The 25,467-nt window shown below is 43.8% G+C and carries 26 protein-coding genes; 1 reads left to right on the top strand and 25 read right to left on the bottom strand.

Annotated elements, in window-relative coordinates; all coding sequences use genetic code 11:
* Window positions 1-34 precede the first annotated feature (34 nt).
* The 19 genes from ACZ5XR_RS23365 to hprK all read right to left on the bottom strand — a co-directional run bounded on the left by ACZ5XR_RS23365 (window position 35) and on the right by hprK (window position 16,361).
* Window positions 35-292: an HPr family phosphocarrier protein gene (locus ACZ5XR_RS23365; RefSeq protein WP_464498870.1), complete on the bottom strand. Its 258-nt coding sequence runs from the start codon at window positions 290-292 to the stop codon at window positions 35-37.
* 27 nt (window positions 293-319) lie between these two features.
* Window positions 320-1,270 (bottom strand): DNA-binding protein WhiA, encoded by a 951-nt coding sequence (gene whiA / locus ACZ5XR_RS23370; protein WP_464498871.1) that lies wholly within the window; start codon window positions 1,268-1,270, stop codon window positions 320-322.
* 31 nt (window positions 1,271-1,301) lie between these two features.
* Window positions 1,302-2,285 (bottom strand): gluconeogenesis factor YvcK family protein, encoded by a 984-nt coding sequence (locus tag ACZ5XR_RS23375; RefSeq protein WP_464498872.1) that lies wholly within the window; start codon window positions 2,283-2,285, stop codon window positions 1,302-1,304.
* Complete coding sequence (gene rapZ / locus ACZ5XR_RS23380) at window positions 2,282-3,175, bottom strand: RNase adapter RapZ (RefSeq protein ID WP_464498873.1); 894 nt, start codon at window positions 3,173-3,175, stop codon at window positions 2,282-2,284. The genes ACZ5XR_RS23375 and rapZ overlap by 4 nt, the downstream gene beginning before the upstream one ends.
* Window positions 3,176-3,190: 15 nt before the next feature.
* A complete protein-coding gene (locus ACZ5XR_RS23385) occupies window positions 3,191-3,649 on the bottom strand; it encodes an NUDIX hydrolase (RefSeq protein ID WP_464498874.1) in 459 nt (152 codons plus the stop codon).
* A gap of 281 nt (window positions 3,650-3,930) precedes the next feature.
* Entirely contained in the window at window positions 3,931-4,881 is a 951-nt protein-coding gene (trxB, locus tag ACZ5XR_RS23390) for a thioredoxin-disulfide reductase (RefSeq protein WP_464498875.1), read from the bottom strand.
* 95 nt (window positions 4,882-4,976) lie between these two features.
* Window positions 4,977-6,470, bottom strand: coding sequence for a tetratricopeptide repeat protein (locus ACZ5XR_RS23395; RefSeq protein WP_464498876.1), 1,494 nt, complete (start codon window positions 6,468-6,470; stop codon window positions 4,977-4,979).
* A gap of 100 nt (window positions 6,471-6,570) precedes the next feature.
* Window positions 6,571-7,182: a bifunctional phosphoribosyl-AMP cyclohydrolase/phosphoribosyl-ATP diphosphatase HisIE gene (gene hisIE, locus ACZ5XR_RS23400; protein WP_464498877.1), complete on the bottom strand. Its 612-nt coding sequence runs from the start codon at window positions 7,180-7,182 to the stop codon at window positions 6,571-6,573.
* Window positions 7,179-7,940, bottom strand: a complete 762-nt coding sequence (hisF, locus tag ACZ5XR_RS23405; protein ID WP_464498878.1) for an imidazole glycerol phosphate synthase subunit HisF — start codon at window positions 7,938-7,940, stop codon at window positions 7,179-7,181. Before hisF ends, hisIE begins: the two co-directional genes overlap by 4 nt.
* The gene (hisA, locus tag ACZ5XR_RS23410) at window positions 7,931-8,668 is read right to left on the bottom strand and encodes a 1-(5-phosphoribosyl)-5-[(5-phosphoribosylamino)methylideneamino]imidazole-4-carboxamide isomerase (RefSeq protein WP_464498879.1); all 738 of its coding nucleotides are present in this window, start codon (window positions 8,666-8,668) and stop codon (window positions 7,931-7,933) included. Before hisA ends, hisF begins: the two co-directional genes overlap by 10 nt.
* Entirely contained in the window at window positions 8,665-9,291 is a 627-nt protein-coding gene (gene hisH / locus ACZ5XR_RS23415) for an imidazole glycerol phosphate synthase subunit HisH (protein WP_464498880.1), read from the bottom strand. Before hisH ends, hisA begins: the two co-directional genes overlap by 4 nt.
* Window positions 9,292-9,879 (bottom strand): imidazoleglycerol-phosphate dehydratase HisB, encoded by a 588-nt coding sequence (hisB, locus tag ACZ5XR_RS23420; protein WP_464498881.1) that lies wholly within the window; start codon window positions 9,877-9,879, stop codon window positions 9,292-9,294. It lies immediately after the preceding gene.
* The gene (gene hisD / locus ACZ5XR_RS23425) at window positions 9,819-11,165 is read right to left on the bottom strand and encodes a histidinol dehydrogenase (RefSeq protein WP_464498882.1); all 1,347 of its coding nucleotides are present in this window, start codon (window positions 11,163-11,165) and stop codon (window positions 9,819-9,821) included. Before hisD ends, hisB begins: the two co-directional genes overlap by 61 nt.
* 4 nt (window positions 11,166-11,169) lie before the next feature.
* Window positions 11,170-11,808, bottom strand: coding sequence for an ATP phosphoribosyltransferase (hisG, locus tag ACZ5XR_RS23430; RefSeq protein WP_464498883.1), 639 nt, complete (start codon window positions 11,806-11,808; stop codon window positions 11,170-11,172).
* Window positions 11,801-12,976 (bottom strand): ATP phosphoribosyltransferase regulatory subunit, encoded by a 1,176-nt coding sequence (locus ACZ5XR_RS23435; RefSeq protein ID WP_464502415.1) that lies wholly within the window; start codon window positions 12,974-12,976, stop codon window positions 11,801-11,803. The genes hisG and ACZ5XR_RS23435 overlap by 8 nt, the downstream gene beginning before the upstream one ends.
* 335 nt (window positions 12,977-13,311) lie before the next feature.
* Window positions 13,312-13,845, bottom strand: coding sequence for an acyltransferase (locus ACZ5XR_RS23440; protein ID WP_464498884.1), 534 nt, complete (start codon window positions 13,843-13,845; stop codon window positions 13,312-13,314).
* 4 nt (window positions 13,846-13,849) lie between these two features.
* Window positions 13,850-14,494, bottom strand: coding sequence for a pyrophosphatase PpaX (ppaX, locus tag ACZ5XR_RS23445; protein WP_464498885.1), 645 nt, complete (start codon window positions 14,492-14,494; stop codon window positions 13,850-13,852).
* A gap of 89 nt (window positions 14,495-14,583) precedes the next feature.
* The gene (gene lgt / locus ACZ5XR_RS23450) at window positions 14,584-15,414 is read right to left on the bottom strand and encodes a prolipoprotein diacylglyceryl transferase (RefSeq protein ID WP_464498886.1); all 831 of its coding nucleotides are present in this window, start codon (window positions 15,412-15,414) and stop codon (window positions 14,584-14,586) included.
* 20 nt (window positions 15,415-15,434) lie between these two features.
* The gene (hprK, locus tag ACZ5XR_RS23455; protein WP_464498887.1) at window positions 15,435-16,361 is read right to left on the bottom strand and encodes an HPr(Ser) kinase/phosphatase; all 927 of its coding nucleotides are present in this window, start codon (window positions 16,359-16,361) and stop codon (window positions 15,435-15,437) included.
* A gap of 200 nt (window positions 16,362-16,561) precedes the next feature.
* Between hprK and ACZ5XR_RS23460 the strand changes: the two genes are divergently transcribed.
* Window positions 16,562-17,347, top strand: coding sequence for an N-acetylmuramoyl-L-alanine amidase (locus ACZ5XR_RS23460; RefSeq protein ID WP_464502416.1), 786 nt, complete (start codon window positions 16,562-16,564; stop codon window positions 17,345-17,347).
* 14 nt (window positions 17,348-17,361) lie between these two features.
* On the opposite strand, the gene ACZ5XR_RS23465 is transcribed toward ACZ5XR_RS23460, so the two are convergent.
* From ACZ5XR_RS23465 to ACZ5XR_RS23490, 6 genes are all read right to left on the bottom strand, one after another.
* Window positions 17,362-17,727: a phage holin family protein gene (locus ACZ5XR_RS23465; RefSeq protein ID WP_464498888.1), complete on the bottom strand. Its 366-nt coding sequence runs from the start codon at window positions 17,725-17,727 to the stop codon at window positions 17,362-17,364.
* Window positions 17,728-17,741: 14 nt separating this feature from the next.
* Window positions 17,742-18,863: a DUF4097 family beta strand repeat-containing protein gene (locus ACZ5XR_RS23470; protein ID WP_464498889.1), complete on the bottom strand. Its 1,122-nt coding sequence runs from the start codon at window positions 18,861-18,863 to the stop codon at window positions 17,742-17,744.
* A 164-nt stretch (window positions 18,864-19,027) separates the two neighbouring features.
* A complete protein-coding gene (uvrA, locus tag ACZ5XR_RS23475; RefSeq protein ID WP_464498890.1) occupies window positions 19,028-21,904 on the bottom strand; it encodes an excinuclease ABC subunit UvrA in 2,877 nt (958 codons plus the stop codon).
* 8 nt (window positions 21,905-21,912) lie between these two features.
* Complete coding sequence (gene uvrB / locus ACZ5XR_RS23480; RefSeq protein WP_464498891.1) at window positions 21,913-23,892, bottom strand: excinuclease ABC subunit UvrB; 1,980 nt, start codon at window positions 23,890-23,892, stop codon at window positions 21,913-21,915.
* A gap of 258 nt (window positions 23,893-24,150) precedes the next feature.
* The gene (locus ACZ5XR_RS23485) at window positions 24,151-24,387 is read right to left on the bottom strand and encodes a CsbA family protein (RefSeq protein WP_464498892.1); all 237 of its coding nucleotides are present in this window, start codon (window positions 24,385-24,387) and stop codon (window positions 24,151-24,153) included.
* A gap of 132 nt (window positions 24,388-24,519) precedes the next feature.
* The gene (locus ACZ5XR_RS23490) at window positions 24,520-25,440 is read right to left on the bottom strand and encodes a cation diffusion facilitator family transporter (protein WP_464498893.1); all 921 of its coding nucleotides are present in this window, start codon (window positions 25,438-25,440) and stop codon (window positions 24,520-24,522) included.
* Between the last annotated feature and the right edge of the window lie 27 nt (window positions 25,441-25,467).

Consider the following 25,467-nt stretch of genomic DNA (forward strand, 5'->3'; position numbering starts at 1 on the left):
TAAAAGAGTGTGACATCTGCCACACCCTTACCAATTAATGATCCTTCTCAATAAATTGAGACAATGCCGTGATAGCGTTTTCTTCATCAACACCATCCGCCACAATGTTAATAACCACTCCAGAGCCTACTGCAAGGCTCATTAACCCCATGATACTTTTAGCGTTGACCTTTTTGCCATCCTTTTCTAGAAAAATATCGGATGAAAACCGGTTTGCCTCTTGAACAAAAAGGGCTGCCGGTCGGGCTTGGAGCCCGGTTTTTAATTTTACTTCTACCTGTTTCTCCTTCATGACACTAAATCCTCCTCAGCTTATTATCTATTTTTTAGTACTTAATTCCCCGATACGTAATTTATCAGCAATCTCGTCTATTTTCCTTAAGCGGTGATTAATCCCCGACTTACTGATTACTCCGCCTGAAACCATTTCTCCTAATTCTTTCAGGGTCACATCCGTGTAATTCATCCGCAGTTCAGCGATTTCCCTTAATTTTTCAGGCAGAATATGGAGTCCAACCGTTTGATCTATAAATCGGATATTTTCTACCTGACGGATGGAAGCACCGATGGTTTTGTTTAAGTTTGCTGTTTCACAATTGACGAGACGATTAACGGAATTTCGCATATCCCTGACAATGCGGACATCTTCAAAGCGAAGCAAGGCATTGTGGGCCCCAATGATATTTAAAAACTCGGTGATTTTCTCGGCTTCCTTTAAATAAGTAATAAAGCCTTTTTTTCGCTCGAGTGTTTTGCTATTTAGACCAAATGTATTCATCAATTCGCATAAAGAGTCATTATGTTCTTTATATAGCGAAAAAATTTCCAAATGATAGGATGAGGTCTCCGGGTTGTTAACGGAACCTCCTGCTAAAAAAGCCCCACGAAGGTAAGATCGTTTACAACACTTCTTTTTCACAAGATCCTCAGAGATATCATGAATAAAAGTGAATCCTTCACCAAGGATTTTTGTATCTTCCAGGATCTCTTTTGCCCGATCGGTTAAACGGACGATATAAACATTATTTTTTTTCAGCCGCATTTTTTTTCGAACAAGCAGCTCGACTTGAACATCGTAGCTCTTTTTTAATAATGAATAAATTCTTCTGGCAATTGCTGCATTTTCGGTTTGAACATCAACAATTAATTTGCGATTAGAGAATGAAAGGGAACCGTTCATTCGAATCAAAGCGGAAAGCTCAGCTTGCGTACAGCATGTTTTCATTTCTAAATTCGTTAATTCCTTTTTCGTTTCCGAAGCGAAAGACATTCCCTCACCCCCTTATATCTAACTTCTATTATTACGCATCGTAACGCCTTTTGGTTTCATCTATAAGTAAATTATATAAAATTCGAGCCACTTTTTTTGGATCATGCCGTAATGCTCCATTTTCTTGAATCGCAATATCTGCATGAACAACATCCAAACCAAGTTGATAGAGATTAGGAAGATCATACTGTACCGGGTCTGCCAGCTCTTCATTATAGCGGAGCTGTACATCCTGCGGAATCTCTTCATTATTCACAAGGATTGTATTAATAAAGGAGCAATTCAAATGTGCATAGATGGCTTTCACATGGTCGCTGGCGGTGTAGCCGTGTGTTTCCCCCGCCTGGGTCATCAAATTACAAATATACACCTTTTTAGCGTGAGCACGGCACAGTTCATCCCCAAGTCTTGGAACCAGGAGATTAGGAAGAATACTGGTATAAAGGCTGCCAGGACCAATAATGATTAAGTCAGCCTGCCTAATCGCTTGAATGGACTCCGGTAAAGGCCGAATATTTTTTGGTGTCAAAAAAACCCTTTTAATCCTTTTTCCTGAGAAAGGGATTTTCGATTCACCTGAAACCGTTGTCCCGTCCTCCAATTCAGCATGTAAGACCACACTCTGATTTGCCGCCGGTAAAACCTTGCCGCGGACATTTAACACCTTGCTCATTTCTTGAATGGCATGAACAAAATTTCCGGTGATTGATGTCATCGCAGCTAATATCAAGTTTCCAAGTGAATGTCCCGATAACTCATTCGAGGTTTTAAACCGATGCTGAAACATTTCTTCAACTAGGGGCTCAACATCGGATAGTGCAGCTAACACATTGCGAATGTCCCCTGGGGGAGGAATATGCAAATCCTCGCGCAGCCTTCCAGAGCTGCCGCCATCATCCGCAACTGTTACAATCGCGGTAATGTCAACAGGATATTGCTTTAATCCCCTGAGCAAAACAGGCAGCCCGGTTCCCCCGCCAACGATGACAATTCTTGGCTGTCGTAACTCCCTCATGTTGTATGTTCCTTTCTCCTCTCAATGTCACGGTGAGAAATGCATGTTTTATAATCATGCTCGAAAAAATGGCCGATATATTCTGCAAGAGTGACGGACCTGTGCTGACCGCCTGTACATCCTATTGCAATCACCAGCTGTGCTTTTCCTTCCCGTTTATAATGAGGAAGCATAAACGCGAGGAGGTCTGTGACTTTTTCCAAAAACTTTTGTGTTTCATTCCATTTCAAGACATAGCTGGATACTTCTTCTTCAAGCCCGGTTTTAGGCCTCATATGGTCAATATAATGAGGGTTTGGCAGGAAGCGCACATCAAATACAAGGTCAGCATCGATTGGAATCCCGTGCTTAAACCCAAATGACATGACATTGACAGTAAAAATAAGTTTTTTATTTGCCGTAAATTCAGTTAAAATTTTCTCACGCAATTCACGCGGCTTCATTTCGGAAGTATTGTAAATTAACTGTGCCCGCCCTTTTAATTCCTCCAACAGCTCTCGCTCCAGCTTTATTCCTTCCAGCGGAAGACCAGCCTGGGCAAGCGGATGGAACCGTCTCGTTTCTTTATATCTTCGAACTAACGTGGAATCATCTGCGTCTAAAAATAAAATCCTTGGGGCAACCCAAGAGGTTTCCGCCAGATCATCCAATGCTTTAAAAAGATGATCAAAGAATTCCCGGCCGCGCAAATCCATAACCAAGGCCACTTTATTCATTTTATTCCCGGATTCTTTCATTAGTTCTAGAAATTTAGGCAATAATGTTGGGGGCAAATTATCAACACAGAAGAAACCTAAATCTTCAAAGCTTTGGATCGCAACTGTTTTTCCAGCTCCAGACATTCCCGTTATAATAACCATTTGAGTATCGCTAGTTGAACCGGTGCTCATGCTCCATTCCCCCTATTAGCTTGGATCTAATCGATAACTGATTAGCTGAAAGTCCTTCGTATAAGTAAATGTGCCGTAAATAATCCCTTTTCCATGGATCATGTAATCGATTATATGGTAATCACCTGCGGCCATCGGCAAATTCTTCAACTGGTCCAGCTTATGCCAGGAAAGCTTGCCTTCATCGGATTCTTCGAAGCGCATACCATCGGATTCTGTTGCGAGAAAGGTGAACATCATCCAATCGCTTAGGACTTGGTCACTTTCTTTCATAATCATGGTAAAAACGCCTTTTAATTGTGGATTTTTTAGGTAGATCCCTGTTTCCTCACGGTATTCACGAATACAGGAATCGCGAACAGATTCCCCCGGCTCCATTTTTCCACCTGGGGCAACCCACCAGCCACGCCTTGGCTTCTGCAGCAGCAGTATTTGATTTTCTCTCATCAACACACAATTGGTGACACGCTGCACGATCTTTCACCCTTTTGTTTTCCGTCATACTTAGAAATATCGTAAAATAATTTTTATTTATTCTACTCATTATACTATTTTTGGCAAGCTGTCACAATGAATACAAATTTCATTTTTATGTAAATAAATCAAGTCAAAAAAAATAGCACAGGCTATTGGCCTGTGCGTGAAAAGGTATATTTTTAAAGGGGGTCAATTACTACCCATATCATACCAAATATTTGTTTCACTACTGTTACAGGAGAATTAAAACAGAATTACTTTTTTAAAGTTTTTGTAAATTATTTTTTTAATTTTAATTCTTCCTTCAGTTCTTCAATATAATGCTGGGCGCTTTGGGCGGCGATGCTTCCGTCGCCTGTTGCTGTTACAATTTGGCGAAGCGTTTTTTCACGAATATCGCCGGCTGCAAAAATCCCAGGGACCTTCGTTTCCATTTGTTCATTTGTTTCAATATAGCCATTTTCATTCGTGATACCTAAGTTCTCAAATGGCTTTGATAATGGCAGCATCCCGATATAAATAAAAACGCCGTCTGCCTTTAATTCTTGTTCCTGGCCATTTTCTGTTGAAACAAGGGTCACACTGCCAACCTTGCCATCTTTATCATTGATGGATTTCAGCGTATGATTCCAAATAAAGTCCACTTTTTCATTCGCAAACGCCCGGTCCTGGAGAATTTTCTGGGCACGAAGCTCGTTGCGGCGATGAACAATGGTAACCTTGGAGGCAAATCTTGTTAAATATACGCCTTCTTCGACAGCCGAGTCGCCGCCGCCGATGACAAATAGTTCTTTATTTTTAAAGAAAGCTCCATCACAAACCGCGCAATAGGAAACGCCGCGGCCGCCAAGCTCTTTTTCACCCGGAACACCGATTTTTTTATACTCGGCACCGGCAGAGATGATAACGGAATAGGCTTTATATTCTTTCGAGCCGGCTTTGACAAGTTTATAGTCGCCATGGTCAACAACCTCTTTAATATCCCCATAGGCATATTCGGCCCCGAATTTTTTTGCATGCTCAAACATTTTTGTCGATAAATCCGGACCTAAGATACTCTCAAAGCCAGGATAGTTTTCAACATCCTCGGTGTTGGCCATTTGTCCTCCCGGCATGCCCCGCTCAATCATGAGGGTAGAAAGATTGGCACGTGAGGTATATACGGCAGCGGTCATTCCGGCAGGGCCGGCACCAGCGATCAGACAATCATAAATTTTTTCTTCAGACATGTTTATTCACTCCTTCAAAAAACAAAAACGATTAGGTAATATCATTCCCTTTACCTAATCGTATAAAACATATCGCATATCGTCCATGAATTTGCTTAATCCAAGAAGTTATTCACCATTTTAACATATTTACCGACAGTGGCAGCGGATAAGCCATAGCGTTGGGCAATTTCCTGCTGGGATACCTTTTCACTGCGAAGCTTACTCCACACATATTCAACGGCTCCCGCCCAGGCATGTTTGTTCTTTAAGCGAACACCAGACTTGGCAATTTCGCTAAAAACGGAAAACCACATTAAGAATAAGCCGGACTCAATGGTGCCAATCGGTTGATGATTTTGATACAAAAGCTCGCCAATTTCTTGGGCATCCGCCGTAATCGACGGCTTTCCCGTTTTGATTAAGGCAATGTATTCCCGTTCCATCAAGGTTAGCTTTTGATTTTGAAATATTCGTTTCGAGGAGAAGATTTCATTTGATTTATCTGACAGCCCGGCAAGAAAAATCGCAAATAAGCGTTCTTCCAGGTAATCACTTTCCAGTTTTTGAAAAATGGAACTTGGGTGATCTTCAAAGCCAATGGCCGGTTCCTTTTCGTCATTCCAAGGTTCAAATCCTTCTTTTTCCGGATTGATTTCAAGGACCTTTTTCCAAATGGTTTTGGCAAAACTCTCGCGCCCTGTATGAAAAGCTGTGCTGGAGAGCCAATAATAAAAGGGACCATCACCATCGAAACCTGCTTTATATAGCTTTTTTAGCCAAAAATACGCAAGTTCATATTCACCGATTAACGCAAAGGTTGCCCCAAGCTTAAATTGATGCTCGGATAGAATCGGCTGGATTTTTTTTAATGTCTCTACGAGATGAATGACCTGTTCTTTCTGGCTTTGGTAATATGCAAAGACCAAACTGTTACAGAGCGCATGAAGATTTCCAGGGTTCCTGACAAGAACATCCTCAAGAATCGACTCTGCTTTTTCCGATTTGCCTAGATAAAAATAGGCAAGCGCTAAATTATTGTAAGCAGACCAATACTCCGGATATTCTTCGACTACTTCTTTTAAGAGCTCAATGGCTTTCGGAAAATATCCTGATTCCAATAAATCTCTTGCCTGTTCCTGCTTTAAGATTAAGTCATCTTGTTGATATAATTCATCTTCAAGGTCTTCTTCCTCAAATGTCAGCACTTCAAGAAGCTCTTCCGTATCCTCAAGAAAATCTCCATCCGGTTCTAATTCTAAATAAAGCTTTGCATGGTGATATGCATCTTTAAAAAGTCCCATATGGGCATAGTTATTTGCTAAAAAATAGTGTCCTTCAACCATTTCAACATCAAGATCTTCAAGGATTAAATGCAAGAGTCGATTGGAATTTTCAAACTCGCCCAGTTCAGTACACACAATCGCAAGCTGACAGACAATCATCGGTTCACCTGGTTCAAGCTGCATCGCCCGCTCGAGATATTTTTTTGCTTTTCGATAATCACGCCGCTGGTATGCTTTGATCCCCTTGGTGAAGTAATATTCCCCTGTTGGTAGAAATGAAAGAACCTTCCCTCTTTGCTTTCTTGCTTTCGAATCTTTACCCATGAAGTCCTCCATCTTCTTTCTTTAAACATAACTAATGTAGTATACCATATATACAACTTGTTCGAGAAGAAAAATGGGAGAAAAAAGTACAGCCGGCAAATCATTGCCGGCTGTTGTGTCTTTCTTCTAATGTTTTGAGAACTTCTTTGAACGGGAGACCTTGTTCCACTAATAATACCTGCAGGTGGTAAAGCAAATCGGAGGCCTCCCACTTCAGCTCATCTTGGTCGCGATTTTTGGCTGCAATAATGACTTCTGCCGCTTCTTCGCCGACTTTCTTCAGAATCTTATCGACTCCTTTTTCAAAAAGATAAGTCGTATACGCCCCTTCAGGACGCTCGCGCTCACGGTCTATGATGATTTGCTCCAATGTTTGGAGAATCTGATAGTCAGCCTGACTGGATTTCCCTTCAAAAACCTTTTCTGAAAAACAGCTGACACTCCCTGTATGGCAGGCGGGCCCTTTAGGATTTACAAGGACAAGCAGCGCATCCTGGTCGCAATCATAATGGATGCTAACGACCTTTTGGGTGTTCCCGCTCGTCTCCCCTTTATGCCATAGTTCCTGACGGGAACGGCTGTAAAACCAAGTTTCACCGGTTGCTAAGGTTTTCTGATAAGATTCCTGATTCATATAAGCAAGCGTAAGAACTTCCTTCGTTGCTGCATCCTGTATAATAGCCGGAATAAGGCCGTTTTCATCAAATTTCATCGGATCATGACTCCCTTCTCCCTTAAATACTCCTTTACTTCATGGACAGACGTTTCTTTATAATGAAAAATGGAAGCCGCAAGGGCTGCATCTGCTTTTCCTTGTAAAAAAGCATCCTCAAAATGACCGGCATTCCCTGCACCGCCTGATGCAATGACCGGAACGGATACTGCCTCACTGACTGCCATTGTCAACGTCAGGTCAAATCCATCCTTTTCACCATCACAATCCATGCTTGTTAGTAAAATTTCTCCCGCACCCAGTTCAACAGCCTTTTGGGCCCATTCTACTACTCTCAGATCAGTTGGTTTGCGGCCGCCATGGGTAAATACCCGCCACGTCCCCCACTCTTCATCAAACTTGGCATCAATCGCCACCACGATACATTGTGACCCGAAATAGTCTGCTCCCTCACTGATGATTTGGGGATTTAAAACGGCAGCTGTATTCAAGGATACTTTATCCGCACCGGCACGGAGAATTCGCTTCATATCTTCAAGCGAGTTGATGCCGCCCCCCACTGTAAAGGGAATGGCAAGCTCTGAGGCTACCGCCTTCACAACTTCCACCATCGTTTTCCTGCCTTCCACCGAAGCTGAAATATCTAGAAAAACAAGCTCGTCTGCTCCTTGTTCATCATAAAATCTCGCCAGTTCAACCGGATCGCCGGCATCGCGGAGCTGAACAAATTGGATGCCTTTTACTACCCTGCCTTCCTTTACATCCAGGCAGGGGATAATTCGTTTCGTCAAGGCCATACTCTCACCTCATCCAGCGCTTCCTTCAAGGTAAAGCAATTTTCGTAAAGGGCCTTGCCAATAATGGCTCCGCTTACTCCTTGATTTGTAACAGATTTTAACGCATTGATATCGGCCAGGCTGCTTACCCCTCCGGATGCAATCACCTGTTTACCCGTCACTCTTGCCAATTCACTCACCGCGGCAATATTCGGTCCGGAAAGAGTGCCATCTGTTGCAATATCGGTGAAGATAAACGTTTCCGCCCCCGCATCCGCAAAGCGTTTCCCCAGCTCAACCGCCTTTATTTGGGATGTTTCTAACCAGCCGTGAGTGGCAACATACCCATTTTTCGCATCAATGCCGATGACAATTTGTTTGCCGTATTTTTGAATCATCTTGATCGCAAAGTCAGGTTGCGAAACGGCCACGCTTCCTATGATGACACGATTCACGCCATTTTCAAGGTAATGCACGATATCTTCTTCCGAACGAATTCCGCCGCCAATTTGAATGTTAACCTTCAATTCTCTTGCTGCTTCTATAACAAAACGGTCATTCACTCGTTTACCGTCCTTGGCTCCATCTAGGTCGACCATATGGATCCAATCTGATCCATCTTGAGCGAAACGCGCTGCCATATCAAAGGGCGAATCACCATAGACGGTTTCCTTTCCGTAATCCCCTTGCAGGAGACGAACACAATTTCCTCCCCGCATATCAATAGCAGGATAGATCGTTAAACTCATTTTACTGACACCCCGCTTTCAACCAGCTGTAAAAAATTATTTAGCAGGGCCATCCCAAGCCTGCTGCTCTTTTCAGGGTGGAATTGCATGCCGAATATTTGCCCTCTGCCGACAACGGCAGCTACATCCTCATGATAATTTGCTTTAGCTATTAAAACATCACTTTCCTCTGCATTCACAAAATAGGAATGGACAAAGTATACATAATCCTCCTGCAAATTTTTCAAAATCGGGGAGGATTGGACAAATTGCAGCCGATTCCAGCCCATGTGAGGGACCTTGTAGGATTCTCCTGACGGCGTTTGCCCAGAGAAGCGCTGGACTTTTCCGGGCAGGAGCCCTAACCCTTTTGCGGGTCCGTTTTCCTCACTTTCCTCAAATAAAAGCTGCATGCCCAGGCAAATGCCCAATAATGGTTTACCTGTTGCGGCAAATTCCTTTATCGCGTCTGCCGGCAGCAGTTCCATCGCGTCACGGAAGGAACCTACTCCAGGGAGAATCAGCCCGTCAGCTTTAAGCAGTTCACTTTTTTCACCGGAAATAAAATAATCCGCCCCTAACCGTTCGAGTGCTTTACTGACACTAAACAGATTTCCCATGTCATAATCGACAATTCCGATCATCTATAACATCCCTTTCGTTGATGGAACCCCCTTGATGCGGGGATCAATCGTCGTTGCTTCATCCAATGCCCGTCCAAGGGCTTTAAACACAGCCTCAATCATATGGTGGGTATTTTTTCCGTAATGAACAATCACATGAAGGTTCATTCTTGCTTCAAGGGCAAGCTTCCATAAAAATTCATGAACAAGCTCGGTATCGAAGGTTCCCACTTTCTGGCCGGGGAACTCTGCGCGCATTTCGAGATGTGGGCGATTACTCAAGTCCACCACTACCTGTGCCAATGCTTCATCCATCGGAACAAAGGCATTCCCGTAGCGCTTAATACCCCGCTTATCTCCAAGAGCCTCTCTTAATGCCTGTCCGAGGCAAATCCCGATATCCTCTGTTGTATGGTGGTCATCCACCTCGATATCACCTTTGGCATCGACTGTCAGATTGAACTGGCCGTGCTTTGTAAATAAATCCAGCATATGGCTGAGAAAGGGCACTCCTGTTTCAAGATTGGACAGACCTTCTCCGTCAATTCCTAGTGAAAGGTTAACCATTGTTTCGTTTGTTTTTCGTTCGATTGTTGCCACTCTTTCCATGAATGCGGCCCCCTTTTGTCATTTTTCAATCTGCTTTCCACTGCCCTGGCATGGGCTTCGAGACCTTCCATCCGGGCGAACTCGGCAATTTTTCGGCCGTTCTCGTTAAATGCCTTTTGACTGTATATAATAACGCTTGATTTTTTTTGAAAATCATCCACATTGAGCGGGCTTGAGAATCTTGCCGTTCCATTTGTCGGTAACACATGATTGGGCCCAGCAAAATAATCGCCAACAGGCTCCGAGCTATAACGTCCGATAAAGATCGCTCCCGCGTGGCGGATTTTTCCAAGAAGCTCCATCGCATTTTCTGTGATAATTTCTAAATGCTCAGGTGCCAACTGGTTCACGGTCTCCACCGCTTCCTCTATGTTGGCTGTCACATAGATTGTGCCGTATTGTTCAATCGCCCTGGCGGCAATTTCTTTTCTTGGCAAAACGGCCAGTTGTTTTTCCACCTCAGCAGCAACCTCTTCCGCTAATTGTATGGACGGGGTAACAAGGATGCTGCAGGCACGCACGTCATGCTCGGCCTGCGACAAGAGATCTGCTGCTACTTCGTCTGCCCGTGCGGAGTCATCGGCAATTATCGCAATTTCACTTGGACCGGCAATCATATCGATATCCACATCACCGAACACTTCCCGCTTGGCGAGAGCGACAAAAATATTGCCGGGACCGGTAATTTTATCTACGGATAGGATTGATTCCGTACCATAGGCAAGGGCCGCAATCGCCTGGGCACCACCAGCTTTATATATTTCTTTCACTCCTGCTTCCTTCGCTGCGACCAGCACTTGAGCAGGTAATTTCCCTTCAGCGTCCGGCGGGGAAACCATGACAATTCTTTTGACTCCTGCTACTTTGGCGGGAATCACATTCATCAAAACGGATGATGGATAAGCGGCAGTTCCGCCTGGTACATAAACACCGACTGAATCAAGAGGGGTTATTTTTTGCCCGAGAATCGTACCGTTCTCTTCTGTTGTCATCCAGGATGGCCGGAGCTGTTTTTCATGAAAGAGCTGGATATTTTCGGCTGCTTCTTTCACAATCTTGACAAAACTCTCATCGATTTGATTATAAGCTTCCTCGATTTCCTGTTCCGATACTAAAAAAGTGGATAACCGTGTTTGATCGAACTTTTCCGTGTAGTCCCGGAGCGCTTCATCACCGCGGGAACGGATATCCTCAATGATGGTTTTAACAATCGAAAGCTGTTCGGAAGTACCTGCTTCAATGCTTCGTTTGATCGAGACGAGACTCGTTACTTTTTGTATTTTCATTTTATTAATCCACCTCCAAAAGCACAACTTCACTAAGTCTTGTGACCAGTTCATTAATGCTGGAATCCTTGATTCGATAGCTTACAGGGTTTACGATGAGGCGCGATGTCACATCAACAATTCTTTCATATTCAACGAGCCCATTTTCCTTCAATGTTCGGCCTGAGGAAACAATGTCGACGATGCGGTCTGATAAGCCTATGATCGGCGCTAGCTCAATGGATCCGTTCAGATTAATAATTTCTACCTGTTCTCCTTGTTCGCGGAAGTAGCGTGCCGCCACATTTGGATATTTCGTCGCCACTTTCGGGGCCACATCATTCATTTTGGTGCCGGGCAGTCCGGCAACCGCCAAATAGCAGCCGCTGATCTGTAAATCGAGGAGCTCATATACATCCCGTTCCTCCTCGAGTAACACATCTTTCCCGGCAATGCCGATATCGGCTACGCCATGCTCGACATAGGTAGGTACATCCATCGGCTTGGCTAAAATAAATCGCAGCCCCTCGCCTTCAATTTCTATAATCAATTTGCGCGAATCATCAAATTCAGGTGGCAGCTGATAGCCTGCCTTCCGGAGCAAGACGACAGCTTCTTCAAAAATCCGCCCTTTTGGCATGGCAATGGTTAAGATTTCACTCATCGTTCAGGCTCCTTCCAATTAAATAAATCGTATTGGAAAATCTTTTTGAAAAAGCATCGAGGTTTTTCACACCGGAAATGTCCTGAAGCACTGCCCGCTGACCTTGCTCCTGCATGCGCTGCGCCATTTGAAAGGCTTCCTTCCTGCGCTCCCCGCTGAACAAAATACACTGGAGTCCGTCTTGCTTGGGGATCTCTCCGATAGCCTCCAACACGCGATTGAGCTGGAGCGCAAATCCGGTTGCAGTGGCATTTTTGCCAAACTTCTCTATTAAACTATATCTGCCGCCATTCCCAATTGGAAATCCCACGTTCCCGGCATAGACCTCAAATAAAACGCCCGAATAATAGCTCATATGGCTGATCAGCGTCAGATCAAATTTCACCTGCTCGCCGACACCATAATCATCGAGAACATCCGCTAATTCCATCAGCTCTAAGATGGCCTGTTTGCCTTGTTCATTTTCAATGATATCAAGCGCTTTGCCGATGACCTCTGCTCCTCCCCTTAATTCCAACAGCTGAAGCAGTCTTTGTTTATCGATAGAGGATAAGGAGAGCGACCCAACATGCTCACGGTATCCAACATAATTTTTTTCAAATAAAAACATTCTCAGTGTTTTGGCTCGTTCTTCGGTTCCAAGTATTTGCAAAAATAATTCTTCGGTAAAGCCAATATGGCCAATAGACACTTGGAATGTTTGCAAGCCGGCCCGCTTTAGGGAGGAAATCAATAAGGAAATGACCTCGCCATCACTCGATATCGTCTCATCATTCATATATTCCACGCCGATTTGTTCAAATTCAGCTGGACGTCCGCCTTCCCGCTGTTGTGCACGGAAAACATTCGCCGAATAGGCCAGCCTAAGCGGCAGGTCCTCCTGCAGCAGCTTAGAAGCCGCCACACGCGCAATTGGGGCTGTCATTTCCGGTCTTAAAACGAGCGTATGCCCATCCTTATCAAGCAATTTAAAAAGCTGAGTATCGGGTATCGCGGACACATTGCCGACTGTTTCATAGTATTCAAGTGTAGGTGTCTCAATAAATTGATACCCCCAGCGTTTGATTGTATCTGCCAGCAGGGAACGAACATGATGCTTTTTTTCATATAGCTCAGGTAATGTATCTCTCATGCCCAATGGCTTCTCAAACATAAATAAACGACTCATCATGCTCATCCTTTTTATGTTAAAATCCTTTAGTCTGCTAATATGGTAATAAGTTAAAGTTAATAGTAGTTTAACCCCTGTGGCAACGTTAGTCAATGAAAAAATCTTGGGGGGGTTGATTAGATAGGGGATTCCTAAAAGGAGGGTGTGGTAGGGATTCCGCGGGTTTTTGAATGAATCCCGCGGGATTCGTGGTTAATTCCGCCGGTACCTAGATTTATTCCGCGCGTTTCCATCAGTATTCCGCTGATTTTCGGATTTATTCAGCGAAATACTTCTTTAGGCCATATCGATTTTCAATGCCAACAAAAAAAGCCTGGTATCCTCACCAGACTTTATCTTTCTAATCCATATATCGGGTCGTCAGCCCAGCGTTTTTCCAGCTCTTCTTTCGAGTAAATAACCCTCATCGGGTTGCCGCCAACAAATGTGCCGGCGGGAACATCCTTGTGGACGAGGGTACCGGCCGAAACGATGGCACCATCGCCAATGTGGACCCCGGGTAGAATTGTCGAATTCGCCCCAATCATGACTTCACTGCCAATTTCAACAGGGCCGAGTCGATATTCCTTAATTAAATATTCATGTGCGAGAATCGTGGTGTTATAGCCAATCACCGTATTGCGGCCGACACTGATTTTTTCCGGAAACATGATATCAAGCATGACCATAAGGCCAAAGGAGGTTTGCTCGCCAACCTTGACCCCGAGAAAGGTGCGGTACAGCCAATTTTTCAGAACCAAAATTGGAGTATAGCGGGCCAGCTGAATGACTATGAAATTTTTCATAACCTTCCAAAACGGCACTGTCTTGTAGACATGCCATAAGGAATTTGCCCCTTCAACCGGGTGCCGGGACGTTTTTCTCATATACTCACTCTCCGAGAATGGTTAATAGGTCAGCCATGTGTTCGAGCATAAAATCCGGTTCATATTTGGCCAGGTACTCTCTGCCTTTAATCGTCCAGGCTACGCCGGCTGTTTTCGTTCCGGCATTTTTTCCGGCAAGAACATCATGATAATTATCGCCCACCATAATGGCTTCCTCCGGAGTGGAATTCAATTGTTCCAACGCTTTTAAAATTGGTTCCGGATCAGGCTTAGCATTCTTGACATGATCGAGTGCCACAATACAATCAAAATACTTTTCGAGTTTCATTAAACGAAGACCCTTTAAAACCGTTCCATGCATCTTGGTTGTAACAATTCCAAGCTTATAGCCTTTCTCCTTTAGACTCTGAACTGTTTCAAGGACGCCTGGAAATTCCTTTGTGAGCAAATCGTGGTTAGCAAGATTATAAGTACGGTATTCCAGGATCATCTCTTCGACCCGGTCCGGGTCCATTTTTGAAAAAACTTCATGAAGCGATGGCCCGATAAACGGGAGGACATCCTCGCGCTGATATTGGCTTGGATAATATTTTTCAAGCGTGTGCAAATAGGTGGTGATAATCAATTCATTCGTATCAATTAAAGTTCCATCCAAATCAAATAGAATGGTGGTAATTTTGTTGTTCATGTGTTGCATCCTTCCTTTTAAGGGGCCTGTCCCCCGATAGATTAACGCGTTAAACCAGCGGGGGACAGGCCCCATTTATGGGCCCCCATTTATGCTAATTCTTGATTCGTTTCGTCCTTATACCTAACATCCGAAAGACCTTTTTTTCTTCGAAAAATAAGAATCGCTACCGCGACTATGACTAAAACAATGGAAATCATTTGCGCCATTCTTAGGCTTGATGTCAGCATTAAACTGTCGGTTCGCATTCCTTCTATGAAATAACGGCCGATTGAATACCAAATAACATAGGATAGGAATAATTCACCGCGGCGCAGATTCACACGGCGAAGCAGCATTAAGAGGACGAACCCGGTAAAATCCCAAACTGACTCATATAAGAAGGTTGGGTGATAGTAATGTCCATCAATATACATTTGATTGATTATGAACGTTGGCAAATGTAAATGTTCAAGAAATGCCCTGGTTACTTCTCCCCCATGAGCCTCCTGGTTCATGAAATTTCCCCAGCGACCTATCGCTTGTCCTAGAATAATGCTTGGGGCAGCAATGTCTGTAATTTTCCAAAAGGAAATTCCCCGTTTTTTGGCAAAAACATACGTCGTGATAACCGACCCGATCAAGGCCCCATGGATGGCAATCCCGCCGTGCCAAATTTGCGGAATTTCATTCGGATGGTTTACATAGTACTTCCACTCAAAAAGGACATAATAAATTCGGGCTGATATAATGGCAATTGGGATAGCCCATATCATTAAATCAGCAAATGTATCCTTCGCTAATCCGCGGCGGTTCCCCTCCCTTATCGCTAAAAAGAGGGCGAGCGCCAAACCAGAGCCAATGATGATCCCATACCAGTGCACTTGAATGGGTCCCAGTGTAAAGGCAATCGGATTAAGCGGCTTAATTGTTCCTGTCATCTTCTTGTCTCCTTAAATTCTTATTGCTCCCCTTCATCAATGACCTCAGAAAGGCGTTCCGTAAATTGCTGGGCAGCATTAACCCCCATCCTTTTCAGCCTGTAGTTCATGGCAGCCACCTCAATAATGACGGCAATGTTACGACCAGGACGAACCGGAATGGTCAGCTTGGTGATTTCTGCATCGATAATTTTCATTTTCTCTTCATCCAAACCAAGACGGTCATATTGCTTTTTAGAATCCCATATTTCTAAGTTAATAACAAGCGTGATACGTTTATTGCTCCGGACGGCACCTGCTCCAAACAGTGTCATCACATTGATAATCCCTAAACCACGGATCTCTAGTAAATGCTCAATCAATTCCGGTGAAGTCCCCACCAACGTGTCACGGTCCTCCTGCCGGATTTCAACGCAGTCATCAGCAACAAGGCGATGGCCCCGTTTCACCAATTCTAGCGCGGTCTCACTTTTACCGACCCCGCTTTTACCCGTAATTAAAACACCAATTCCATATACATCGACCAAAACACCATGAACAGCCGTTGTCGGTGCCAGTTTACTCTCTAAAAAATTCGTTAGATGTCCGGAAAAACGAGTGGTTTTCATACTCGCTCGTAGGACCGGTACACTCTCCCGCTCAGAGGCTTCAATTAACTGAACCGGAACCTCTAAATCTCTTGTCACGATAATGGCTGGAGTAATATCACTGCATAGCTGTTCCATTCTTGAAACTTTTTCATGTTCAGGCAGCTCTGCAAAAAAAGACAGCTCGGTTTTCCCTAGAAGCTGGATTCGTTCTGCCGGATAAAACTCAAAATATCCAGCCATCTCAATTCCAGGCCGAGAAATATCACTCGTCGTAATCGGCCGGTTAATGCCTTCTTCACCGCTAACTAACTCAAGATTAAATTTTTCTAAAATATCCTTCGTTCGTACCTTCGCCAAAAAGCTTCCTCCTTATCAGAAAAGCATTCTATAATGAATAATGAGTGATCAATAAACATTTCCTCTTATTTTAGCATTTTTTATGTTCGTTGTTCAAAATAATCAATTTATCTGGCTCCAGAAGACCCTGTCCTTTTTCCAGCTAACTTCATATTATAATAATGAATTTTAAAATAGGAAGGAGGAATCATGTGAAAATTATGATTGATGCCGGCCACGGGTATTCCACTGAGGGAAAGCGGAGCCCCGATGGGATGCGGGAATATGAATTTACCCGAAAAGTCGCTGCCTTTGCAAAAGAATTATTGCTCGACTATGAACATGTAACGATTTATTTTGCCCATTCCGACGAACGAGATGTTCCACTGCAGGAAAGGACAGATGCAGCGAATCGGCTAAAAGTAGATGCTTATGTATCCATTCACGCCAATGCGTATGGGACAGGCTGGAACGATGCCAATGGAATCGAAACCTTCGTGTATCCGACAAAGCCGAAGGAAGCCTATGAACTTGCAGGGAGAATTCAAAAGCATTTGGTCCAGCTAACTGGTCTTAGAGACCGCGGCGTGAAGACAGCTGATTTTCATGTACTTAGAGAAACACATATGACCGCAGTTCTGACAGAATGCGGATTTTACACCAATCATCATGAAAAAGCATTAATGGTAACAGAAGCCTATCAAAAAATATACGCGAAAGCCATTGTCCAGGGAATTGCTGAGCAATACCATTTAGAGAAAAAGCCGGAGCCGCCAAAGAATACGACAGGAATCTATAAGGTACAGGCGGGGGCATTTTCCGAAAAAAGTAATGCAGACGCTATTGTTAAACAACTGGAAGCAGCAGGTTTTAGTTCGTTTCTCTTTACGGAAGATCAATTATTTAAGGTACAAGCTGGGGCCTTTGCTGAACGAAAAAATGCAGAAGACCTTGTGGAAAAATTAAGAAAACACGGCGTTATTGCCTTTATTGTTGAAAAAAAATAGCGCAGGATTCTGCGCTATTTTTTATTCCTCTTTGATGGTTCAAAAATGGTTTTTTGTATGATCAGGTTAACAATTGACATGATGACCACTACCAATAGGGCCATCCCAAAGCCAGTAATCTCAAAAGCCGAACCCATCAAGGCATCAGTTATTTCGAGAGTAACCGCATTAATGACAAAGATAAAAAGGCCCAAGGTTAAAATAGTTGCCGGCAATGTTAACAAAATTAAAATTGGACGCACTAAAATATTGAGGATGGATAACAGGAAGCTCGCTTCCAATGCCGCTGTAAACCCGTTGAGGTGAAAGCTTCCGTTAAAATATCCGGCAAGTGCCATAAACAAGACAGCATTAATAAGAATCCCCAGCAGCCATTTCATATTTCAATTACCACCTATTTAAAAGGGATGACCCCATCTGATTTATGAATCGTGATCGATCCAGTTTTCGTATCGACGAAAACCTTGAGCAGCCGGTCCGGATGGTTGACTGATTGAAAACGAAGCAATTTTTGAATCATTTCGCTTTTCTCCTCGAGAATTTGAATTCCTTCCAGCTTCACGTTAAAGCCGCCAAGATTGGTTTTCAACTCCCCATTAACCGGGATGCCTTCCGGAACAAAGATATCAACGGTCCCTGTTACGGCTTTCGCGCTAATCAACTCGCTGCGATTGCCGCTAAGATTATAGGTCACATTTCCACTAAACGTCTGGGTATCCATCTTTCTAAAATTCCCATCCAGTTTAATTGCCCCGTAAATTGTTTCAGCCTCTAAATCATCAATGATGCTGCTGGTTAGCTTAATAGACCCGTTTGCTGTTTCAATTTCCGCCCTTTTGCCGTTCACCCGCTCCAGATTTATTTTTCCATTAGCGGTTTTTACGCGAAAATCCTCCACATTCAAGTCTTCACCTGCTATCGAACCATTAAAAAGTCGGATGCGGACTCTCTCATATTGTGATTTCGGTACATAAACTACCGCATCAACCTTCATCCATTTTTGCTGGGTGGTAAATTTCAGCTTCTGCCCTTCGACAGCAAATGTGACATCCCTTAAAAAGTTTTGTCTGGCTTGATCCTGGGAGTCGACACGATAGACCTTGGCCTGACATTCCACCCGCACATCGTTCTGATCCCAGGCTGCAATTTTTACCGATCCATTGGCTACATCAATATCCATATCCTTTAAATGAACATCACCATGATGAAAAATATGCGAAATTTCAACGGAATGGCCAAAGTTCAAATCCAGGTCAATGTCTTTAATTTTTTTCAAAGCTGAATCAACAAATTCGAATATTTTCTCCTTCGTTGATTGGAATTTTCCTTGTGAAGAGTCATCCTTGCCCGCTTCCTCGAATTTAACGGCTGTTGAAAGTTCGTGAACCATTTGTTCCTGCTTTTGCTCCATTGTCTGCTGAGCCTTTTCGAGCTCTTCAAGCAATGCTAACGCAGCATCCACTGTCAGCTTTCCTTCCTCGACCATTTTTAATATCCGTTTTTTTTCCTCGTTCATCTTTTCCACCTCAGAATCAAAATATTTTCTATTAATCTTATTCTGCCCTAAAAACTTTAATGTTCGAAATCCAAGGCTGACTCTGACAAATTCGCCTACTCGTTTCCAATTATTACGATTTCCTTCAAAGAAAGTTTCAAAAAAAAGAACTAAAACACGTAGTTTTAGCTCTTGGCCATCATTTCTTTCTCTTCAATTTGTTTTTTCATGCGCAGCCGGTCGCGCTCGAGAATCGGCTTTAAGTATTTGCCGGTATAGGAGGCCGGGACCTCCGCGACCTTTTCAGGCGTTCCGGTTGCGACGATCGTCCCGCCTTTGTCGCCGCCTTCAGGACCTAAGTCGATTAAATAATCGGCCGCTTTAATGACATCCAGATTGTGCTCAATCACCAGCACCGTGTCGCCATTTTCAACCAGCCGCTGGAGCACAACTAAAAGTCTGGAAATATCATCAACATGGAGGCCGGTTGTCGGCTCATCTAAAATGTAGAACGAACGGCCTGTTGAGCGGCGGTGCAGTTCAGAAGCAAGCTTCACGCGCTGAGCTTCTCCACCGGAAAGAGTTGTAGCCGGCTGCCCTAATGTGATATAGCCAAGGCCGACATCTAAAATAGTTTGCAGCTTGCGGCTGATTTTTGGAATGTTTTCGAAAAACTCTACCGCCGCTTCTACGGTCATATCTAAAATATCGGAGATAGTTTTTCCTTTGTATTTCACTTCAAGCGTTTCCCGGTTATAGCGTTTTCCGTGACAGACCTCGCATGGGACATAGACATCCGGTAAAAAGTGCATTTCAATTTTAATAATCCCGTCCCCACGGCAGGCCTCACATCGTCCGCCCTTGACATTAAAGCTGAAGCGGCCTTTTTTATATCCGCGTACTTTCGCTTCATTGGTTGCCGCAAACACATCGCGAACATCATCGAACACTCCGGTATAGGTTGCCGGGTTCGACCTTGGTGTTCTGCCGATTGGCGATTGGTCAATATCGATGACTTTTTCTAAATATTCAATTCCCTTAATACTTTTATGTTCTCCTGCCTTCGTTTTCGCATGGTGCAGCTTTTGCGCCAGCGACTTGTGAAGGATTTCGTTAATCAGCGTACTCTTTCCCGATCCCGATACACCGGTTACAGCAATGAACATGCCGAGTGGAATTTTCACATTGACATTCTTCAAATTATTTTCAGTGGCGCCTTTTATTTCAATATAGCGGCCATCCGATTTACGGCGTTCAATCGGCAGCGGAATAAATTTCTTGCCGGCTAAATATTGACCTGTTAGTGAGTTTGGATCTGCCATCACCTCTTCAGGTGTTCCCGCTGAAATAATTTCACCGCCGTGTATTCCTGCTCCCGGCCCGATATCAATTAAATAATCGGCAGCGAGCATCGTATCTTCATCATGTTCTACCACAATGAGCGTATTCCCGATATCACGCATGCTTTGAAGGGTTCCGATTAAGCGGTCATTATCACGTTGATGAAGTCCAATGGAAGGTTCATCCAATATATATAAAACCCCGGTTAATCGAGAACCGATTTGCGTAGCCAACCGGATCCGCTGGGCCTCGCCCCCGGAAAGAGTTCCCGCTGTACGGCTCAGTGTTAAATAATCGAGACCAACATTGATTAAAAAACCAAGGCGCTCTTTTATTTCGCGGAAAATCAGCTTGGCGATTTGCATTTCTTTTTCAGATAAATGTAGATCATCAAAAAACTGATGTGCTTCTTGAATGGATAGATCGGTGATCTCCGCAATATGGTGACCAGAAATCAATACAGCTAATGTTTCCGGCTTCAAACGATATCCCTTACAGGCCGGGCAGGGCTGCTGTCCCATGTATTTTTCCATTTGCTCCCGAATATAATCTGAGCTCGTCTCCTTATACCGTCGCTCCACATTCCTGAGAACACCTTCAAATTCAATATTCCCCTCGCGGATTTGTCCAAAATCATTCTCATAGCGGAAATAAATTTTTTCTTTCTTTGAACCATATAATACTTTTTCAAGCAGGTGTTCCGAAATGTCCTTCACAGGAATATTCATATCCACACCGTAATGATTGCAAACGGCCTCAAGAAGCTGTGGATAGTATTGAGAGCTCGTCGGCTCCCATGGAGCAATGGCATGCTCTTTCAGTGTCAAATCTTTATTGGGAATGACAAGGTCTAAATCGACCTCAAGCTTTGAGCCGAGCCCGTCACATTCCGGACAGGCGCCGAAAGGACTGTTAAACGAGAACATCCTTGGCTCCAGCTCCCCAATGGAAAAACCGCAATGAGGACAGGCATGGTTTTCACTGAACAGCAGCTCTTCTTCCCCGATCACGTCGACAATCACTTTGCCGCCGCCAAGCCCTAATGCGGTTTCAAGTGAATCAGCAATCCTTGCCGAAATACCTTCCTTGACAACAATCCGGTCAACGACGACCTCGATGGAATGCTTTTTATTTTTCTCCAATTCGATTTCATCCCCAAGGTCGCGCATTTCCCCATCGACACGCACACGGACAAATCCCTGCTTTTTAATATCTTCAAAGACCTTGGCATGAGTTCCTTTTCTTCCTGAAACCATCGGGGCAAGAATCTGCATTTTGGTGCGTTCCGGATATTCCAATATTCGGTCGACCATCTGTTCGATCGTTTGGGAGGAGATTTCAATCTCGTGAATCGGGCATGTGGGATGCCCCACTCTCGCAAATAGTAATCTTAGATAATCATAAATTTCCGTGACCGTTCCCACGGTTGAACGGGGATTCCGGCTGGTTGTTTTTTGATCAATGGAAATCGCCGGTGATAGACCCTCAATGGCATCCACATCGGGTTTGTCCATTTGACCGAGGAATTGCCGGGCGTATGCAGATAACGATTCCACATAGCGCCGCTGGCCTTCCGCATAAATCGTATCAAATGCAAGCGAGGATTTCCCGGACCCGGATAGTCCAGTCAAAACAACAAGCTTATCTCTAGGTATGGTGACATCTATATTCTTTAAATTATGAGCTCTGGCTCCTTTTACAACAAGTTTTTCCATTGCCATGGTTAATGTTATCCTTCCGCTTTCAATTCTAAAATTAAATCACGAAGCTCGGCAGCCCGCTCAAAATTAAGCGCCTTGGCCTCTACCTTCATCTCTTTTTCCATATCGGCAATCAAGCGCTCTTTTTCCTTCTTCGACATCTTCGCGAACGATGCAGCTGGTTTGTAATCCTCCTGCTCTTCTGCCGCATGTGTCGCACGGATGACATCGCGAATTTCCTTTTGAATCGTTTGCGGTGTTATGCCATGCTTCTGATTATATTCTTCCTGGATGGCACGGCGCCGTTTCGTTTCGCTGATCGCCATTTCCATCGAATTTGTGATTCGATCAGCGTACATGATCACCTGTCCATTTGCGTTACGGGCGGCACGGCCAATCGTTTGAATTAATGAGCGTTCCGAGCGGAGGAAGCCTTCTTTATCCGCATCGAGAATCGTGACAAGCGATACTTCCGGAATATCAAGACCTTCACGAAGCAAATTGATTCCGACAAGAACATCATATTTCCCAAGGCGGAGTTCCCGAATAATTTCAATTCGTTCCAAGGTTTTGACCTCTGAATGAAGGTACTGAACCTTAATCCCAATTTCTTTCAGATAATCGGTTAAGTCCTCGGACATTTTTTTCGTCAATGTCGTAACGAGCACCCGTTCATTTCGCTTGACCCGTTCTTGAATCTCTCCAATTAAGTCATCTATTTGTCCTTCAATTGGCCGGACATCGATCGGAGGATCGAGCAATCCGGTCGGGCGGATAATTTGCTCAATCATTTTTGGCGTATGCTCGATCTCGTATGGTCCAGGGGTAGCAGAGACAAATATGATATTGGAAATATGCTCCTCAAACTCATCAAACATTAAAGGTCTGTTATCAAGAGCTGACGGCAAGCGGAAGCCATGCTCAACAAGCACTTCCTTCCGTGCTTTGTCCCCGTTGAACATTCCCCTTACCTGCGGAACCGTCACATGAGATTCATCGATGACCATCAGAAAATCCTTTGGAAAATAATCAAGCAATGTATAAGGGGTTGAACCGGCCTCTCTTAACGTTAAATGACGGGAGTAATTTTCAATTCCTGAGCAGAATCCCATTTCCCGCATCATTTCAAGGTCGTAGCGGGTCCTCTGCTCAAGTCTTTGTGCTTCGAGTAATTTATTTTGCTCTCGAAGAACCGCAAGCCGTTCCTCAAGCTCTTTTTCAATATTTTCAATGGCGATTCGCAGCTTTTCTTCTCTGGTTACGAAGTGGGATGCCGGAAAGATGGCGACATGTTCGCGCTCACCGATAATTTCTCCAGTAAGTGCATCGACCTCGCGAATCCGATCAACTTCATCGCCAAAAAATTCAACACGCATACAGTGCTCATCGCGGGAAACTGGGAAAATCTCGACCACATCACCGCGAACGCGAAACGTTCCACGCTTAAAATCAATATCATTGCGTTCATATTGGATATCCACTAAACGATGGAGAAGCTGATTCCGTTCAATTTCCATTCCGGTTCGGATAGATAACACCATCTCGCGATATTCTTCCGGTGAACCGAGACCATAAATACAGGAGACACTGGCGATCACGATGACATCTTTGCGTTCGAATAACGAGGAGGTTGCCGAATGGCGCAACTTATCAATTTCATCGTTAATGCTGGCATCTTTTTCAATAAACGTATCGGTTTGCGGGACATATGCTTCAGGTTGAAAGTAATCATAATAACTAACGAAATATTCAACTGCATTGTTTGGAAAGAAATCTTTGAATTCGCTATAGAGCTGTCCAGCCAACGTTTTATTATGGGCAATAACGAGTGTTGGTTTGTTCACTTCTTTAATTACGTTGGATACCGTAAAGGTCTTACCTGTCCCCGTTGCCCCAAGCAGCGTTTGATATCGCTTGTTTTGCTGGATTCCATCAACTAATTGGCGAATCGCTTCGGGCTGATCCCCCTGTGGTGAGTACTTTGAAACTAATTCAAATTGGTCCTTCACTACTCTTCCTCCCGAATTGAAGTGTTGTTTCTCCTAAAATTCATATTATCATTCTATCACATTTCACCAAAATCAAACCAATAATATGCGAACGAATATTCGTTTTTTGTTATTAAAACAGAAAGAGACTGTCCCAAAACAAAGGGTCAGACCCCACAACGTCAAAATATAGCTGAACATATCTTAAAAGCGACTATATATTGAGAGTTGAGGGAGGGGTCAGACCCTTTTGGGACAGCCTCCATTTATGCTGTAAGTTCAATTAGTCTTTTTCATGATTCTTGGTTTCATTTTTACTGCAAGCCAAAAGCCTCCTGTTAACGAGAAAGCATCGACAATAATGAGCGAAATTGTGTTCGTGTACCCTTTATAAGCAGACGCCGCGATGAGGGCAACAGTTAAAACAAGGCCGATGATCCGATTGTAGGTGACCCGTGTAAACAACAAAACGAGTAAACCTGGCATTATAAGGGCGGATAAATATTCAATTACCAATGGGTTCACCTCATTCATTGAATTCTCATTAATTTTAAAAATATATTCACAAAATTGCAACAAAAAAATGATATGGAGGCTTGAAAAATCAAAAACCGCCCAGATTTAAATCAAGGGCGGTTCTTTCATCAACTATATTGCATCCACCGGGGCTTGGGAACAATGAAAGGTTCCCTTTTCGATTTGGATGGTAGTATGTTCAATTCCAAATAGGTCATGTAGTTCCTTATTCAATTGCTGCAGCAATTGATCATTATCTGTTATATCTGAACGGACAAGGTGGACGGTTAAGGCCGGCTCCGTCGTGCTCATTCCCCAAACATGCAAGTCATGTACTTCAATCACTGTAGGAATATTTTTCAAATAACTCGTTATTTTATGGATGTCAATTCCATTGGGAACGGCATCAAGCGATAAATTTAGGGATTCACTTAATAAACTCCACGTACCGATAAAGATAACGATGGCAATCACCAAGCTTACAAGCGGATCCACCCACTCCCAGCCTGACCAGACCATAATAAAACCTGAAATGACAACACCAACTGATACGACCGCGTCAGCCAGCATGTGTAAATAGGCACCGCGTATATTTAAATCGTTTTTTCGGCCTGACATAAATAGCAATGCTGTAATGGTATTGATCACAATTCCAATAAGAGCGACAATAATGACGGTCTTCCCGGCAACAGGAGCAGGAGCAGAAAATCGTTGAATTGCTTCCCAAGCAATGGCACCAATCGCTACAAGTAAGAATACGGCATTAAACAGAGCGGCAAGGATCGAGCTTTTTTTAAACCCATAGGTTCTTTTAGAAGACGGGGCTTTTTTTCCTAACCACACCGCAATCCAAGCAATGACCAGTCCGAGTACGTCACTTAAGTTATGGCCGGCATCAGCGAGCAATGCAAGTGAGTCGCCAATCATGCCATATATGACTTCAATTATGATAAAAATGATATTCAATATAATCCCGACGGCAAAAGCAAACCCATAATTGACGGGGCCGTGATGGTGGTGACTGTGAGAATGCCCATGATGATGGTGTCCCATGTTTCCCCTCCCCAAAGTGCTTACATT

The organism is Neobacillus sp. Fa239, from assembly GCF_055395235.1.

Bases quoted from the DNA above. Each gene is read 5' to 3' on its own strand.
- ACZ5XR_RS23365 (WP_464498870.1), bottom strand. From the start codon at position 292: ATGAAGGAGAAACAGGTAGAAGTAAAATTAAAAACCGGGCTCCAAGCC.
- whiA (WP_464498871.1), bottom strand. From the start codon at position 1,270: ATGTCTTTCGCTTCGGAAACGAAAAAGGAATTAACGAATTTAGAAATG.
- ACZ5XR_RS23375 (WP_464498872.1), bottom strand. From the start codon at position 2,285: ATGAGGGAGTTACGACAGCCAAGAATTGTCATCGTTGGCGGGGGAACC.
- rapZ (WP_464498873.1), bottom strand. From the start codon at position 3,175: ATGAGCACCGGTTCAACTAGCGATACTCAAATGGTTATTATAACGGGA.
- trxB (WP_464498875.1), bottom strand. From the start codon at position 4,881: ATGTCTGAAGAAAAAATTTATGATTGTCTGATCGCTGGTGCCGGCCCT.
- ACZ5XR_RS23395 (WP_464498876.1), bottom strand. From the start codon at position 6,470: ATGGGTAAAGATTCGAAAGCAAGAAAGCAAAGAGGGAAGGTTCTTTCA.
- hisIE (WP_464498877.1), bottom strand. From the start codon at position 7,182: ATGAAATTTGATGAAAACGGCCTTATTCCGGCTATTATACAGGATGCA.
- hisF (WP_464498878.1), bottom strand. From the start codon at position 7,940: ATGGCCTTGACGAAACGAATTATCCCCTGCCTGGATGTAAAGGAAGGC.
- hisA (WP_464498879.1), bottom strand. From the start codon at position 8,668: ATGAGTTTAACGATCTATCCTGCTATTGATATGCGGGGAGGAAATTGT.
- hisH (WP_464498880.1), bottom strand. From the start codon at position 9,291: ATGATCGGAATTGTCGATTATGACATGGGAAATCTGTTTAGTGTCAGT.
- hisB (WP_464498881.1), bottom strand. From the start codon at position 9,879: ATGGAAAGAGTGGCAACAATCGAACGAAAAACAAACGAAACAATGGTT.
- hisD (WP_464498882.1), bottom strand. From the start codon at position 11,165: ATGAAAATACAAAAAGTAACGAGTCTCGTCTCGATCAAACGAAGCATT.
- hisG (WP_464498883.1), bottom strand. From the start codon at position 11,808: ATGAGTGAAATCTTAACCATTGCCATGCCAAAAGGGCGGATTTTTGAA.
- ACZ5XR_RS23435 (WP_464502415.1), bottom strand. From the start codon at position 12,976: ATGAGTCGTTTATTTATGTTTGAGAAGCCATTGGGCATGAGAGATACA.
- ACZ5XR_RS23440 (WP_464498884.1), bottom strand. From the start codon at position 13,845: ATGAGAAAAACGTCCCGGCACCCGGTTGAAGGGGCAAATTCCTTATGG.
- ppaX (WP_464498885.1), bottom strand. From the start codon at position 14,494: ATGAACAACAAAATTACCACCATTCTATTTGATTTGGATGGAACTTTA.
- lgt (WP_464498886.1), bottom strand. From the start codon at position 15,414: ATGACAGGAACAATTAAGCCGCTTAATCCGATTGCCTTTACACTGGGA.
- ACZ5XR_RS23460 (WP_464502416.1), top strand. From the start codon at position 16,562: ATGATTGATGCCGGCCACGGGTATTCCACTGAGGGAAAGCGGAGCCCC.
- ACZ5XR_RS23465 (WP_464498888.1), bottom strand. From the start codon at position 17,727: ATGAAATGGCTGCTGGGGATTCTTATTAATGCTGTCTTGTTTATGGCA.
- ACZ5XR_RS23470 (WP_464498889.1), bottom strand. From the start codon at position 18,863: ATGAACGAGGAAAAAAAACGGATATTAAAAATGGTCGAGGAAGGAAAG.
- uvrA (WP_464498890.1), bottom strand. From the start codon at position 21,904: ATGGCAATGGAAAAACTTGTTGTAAAAGGAGCCAGAGCTCATAATTTA.
- ACZ5XR_RS23490 (WP_464498893.1), bottom strand. From the start codon at position 25,440: ATGGGACACCATCATCATGGGCATTCTCACAGTCACCACCATCACGGC.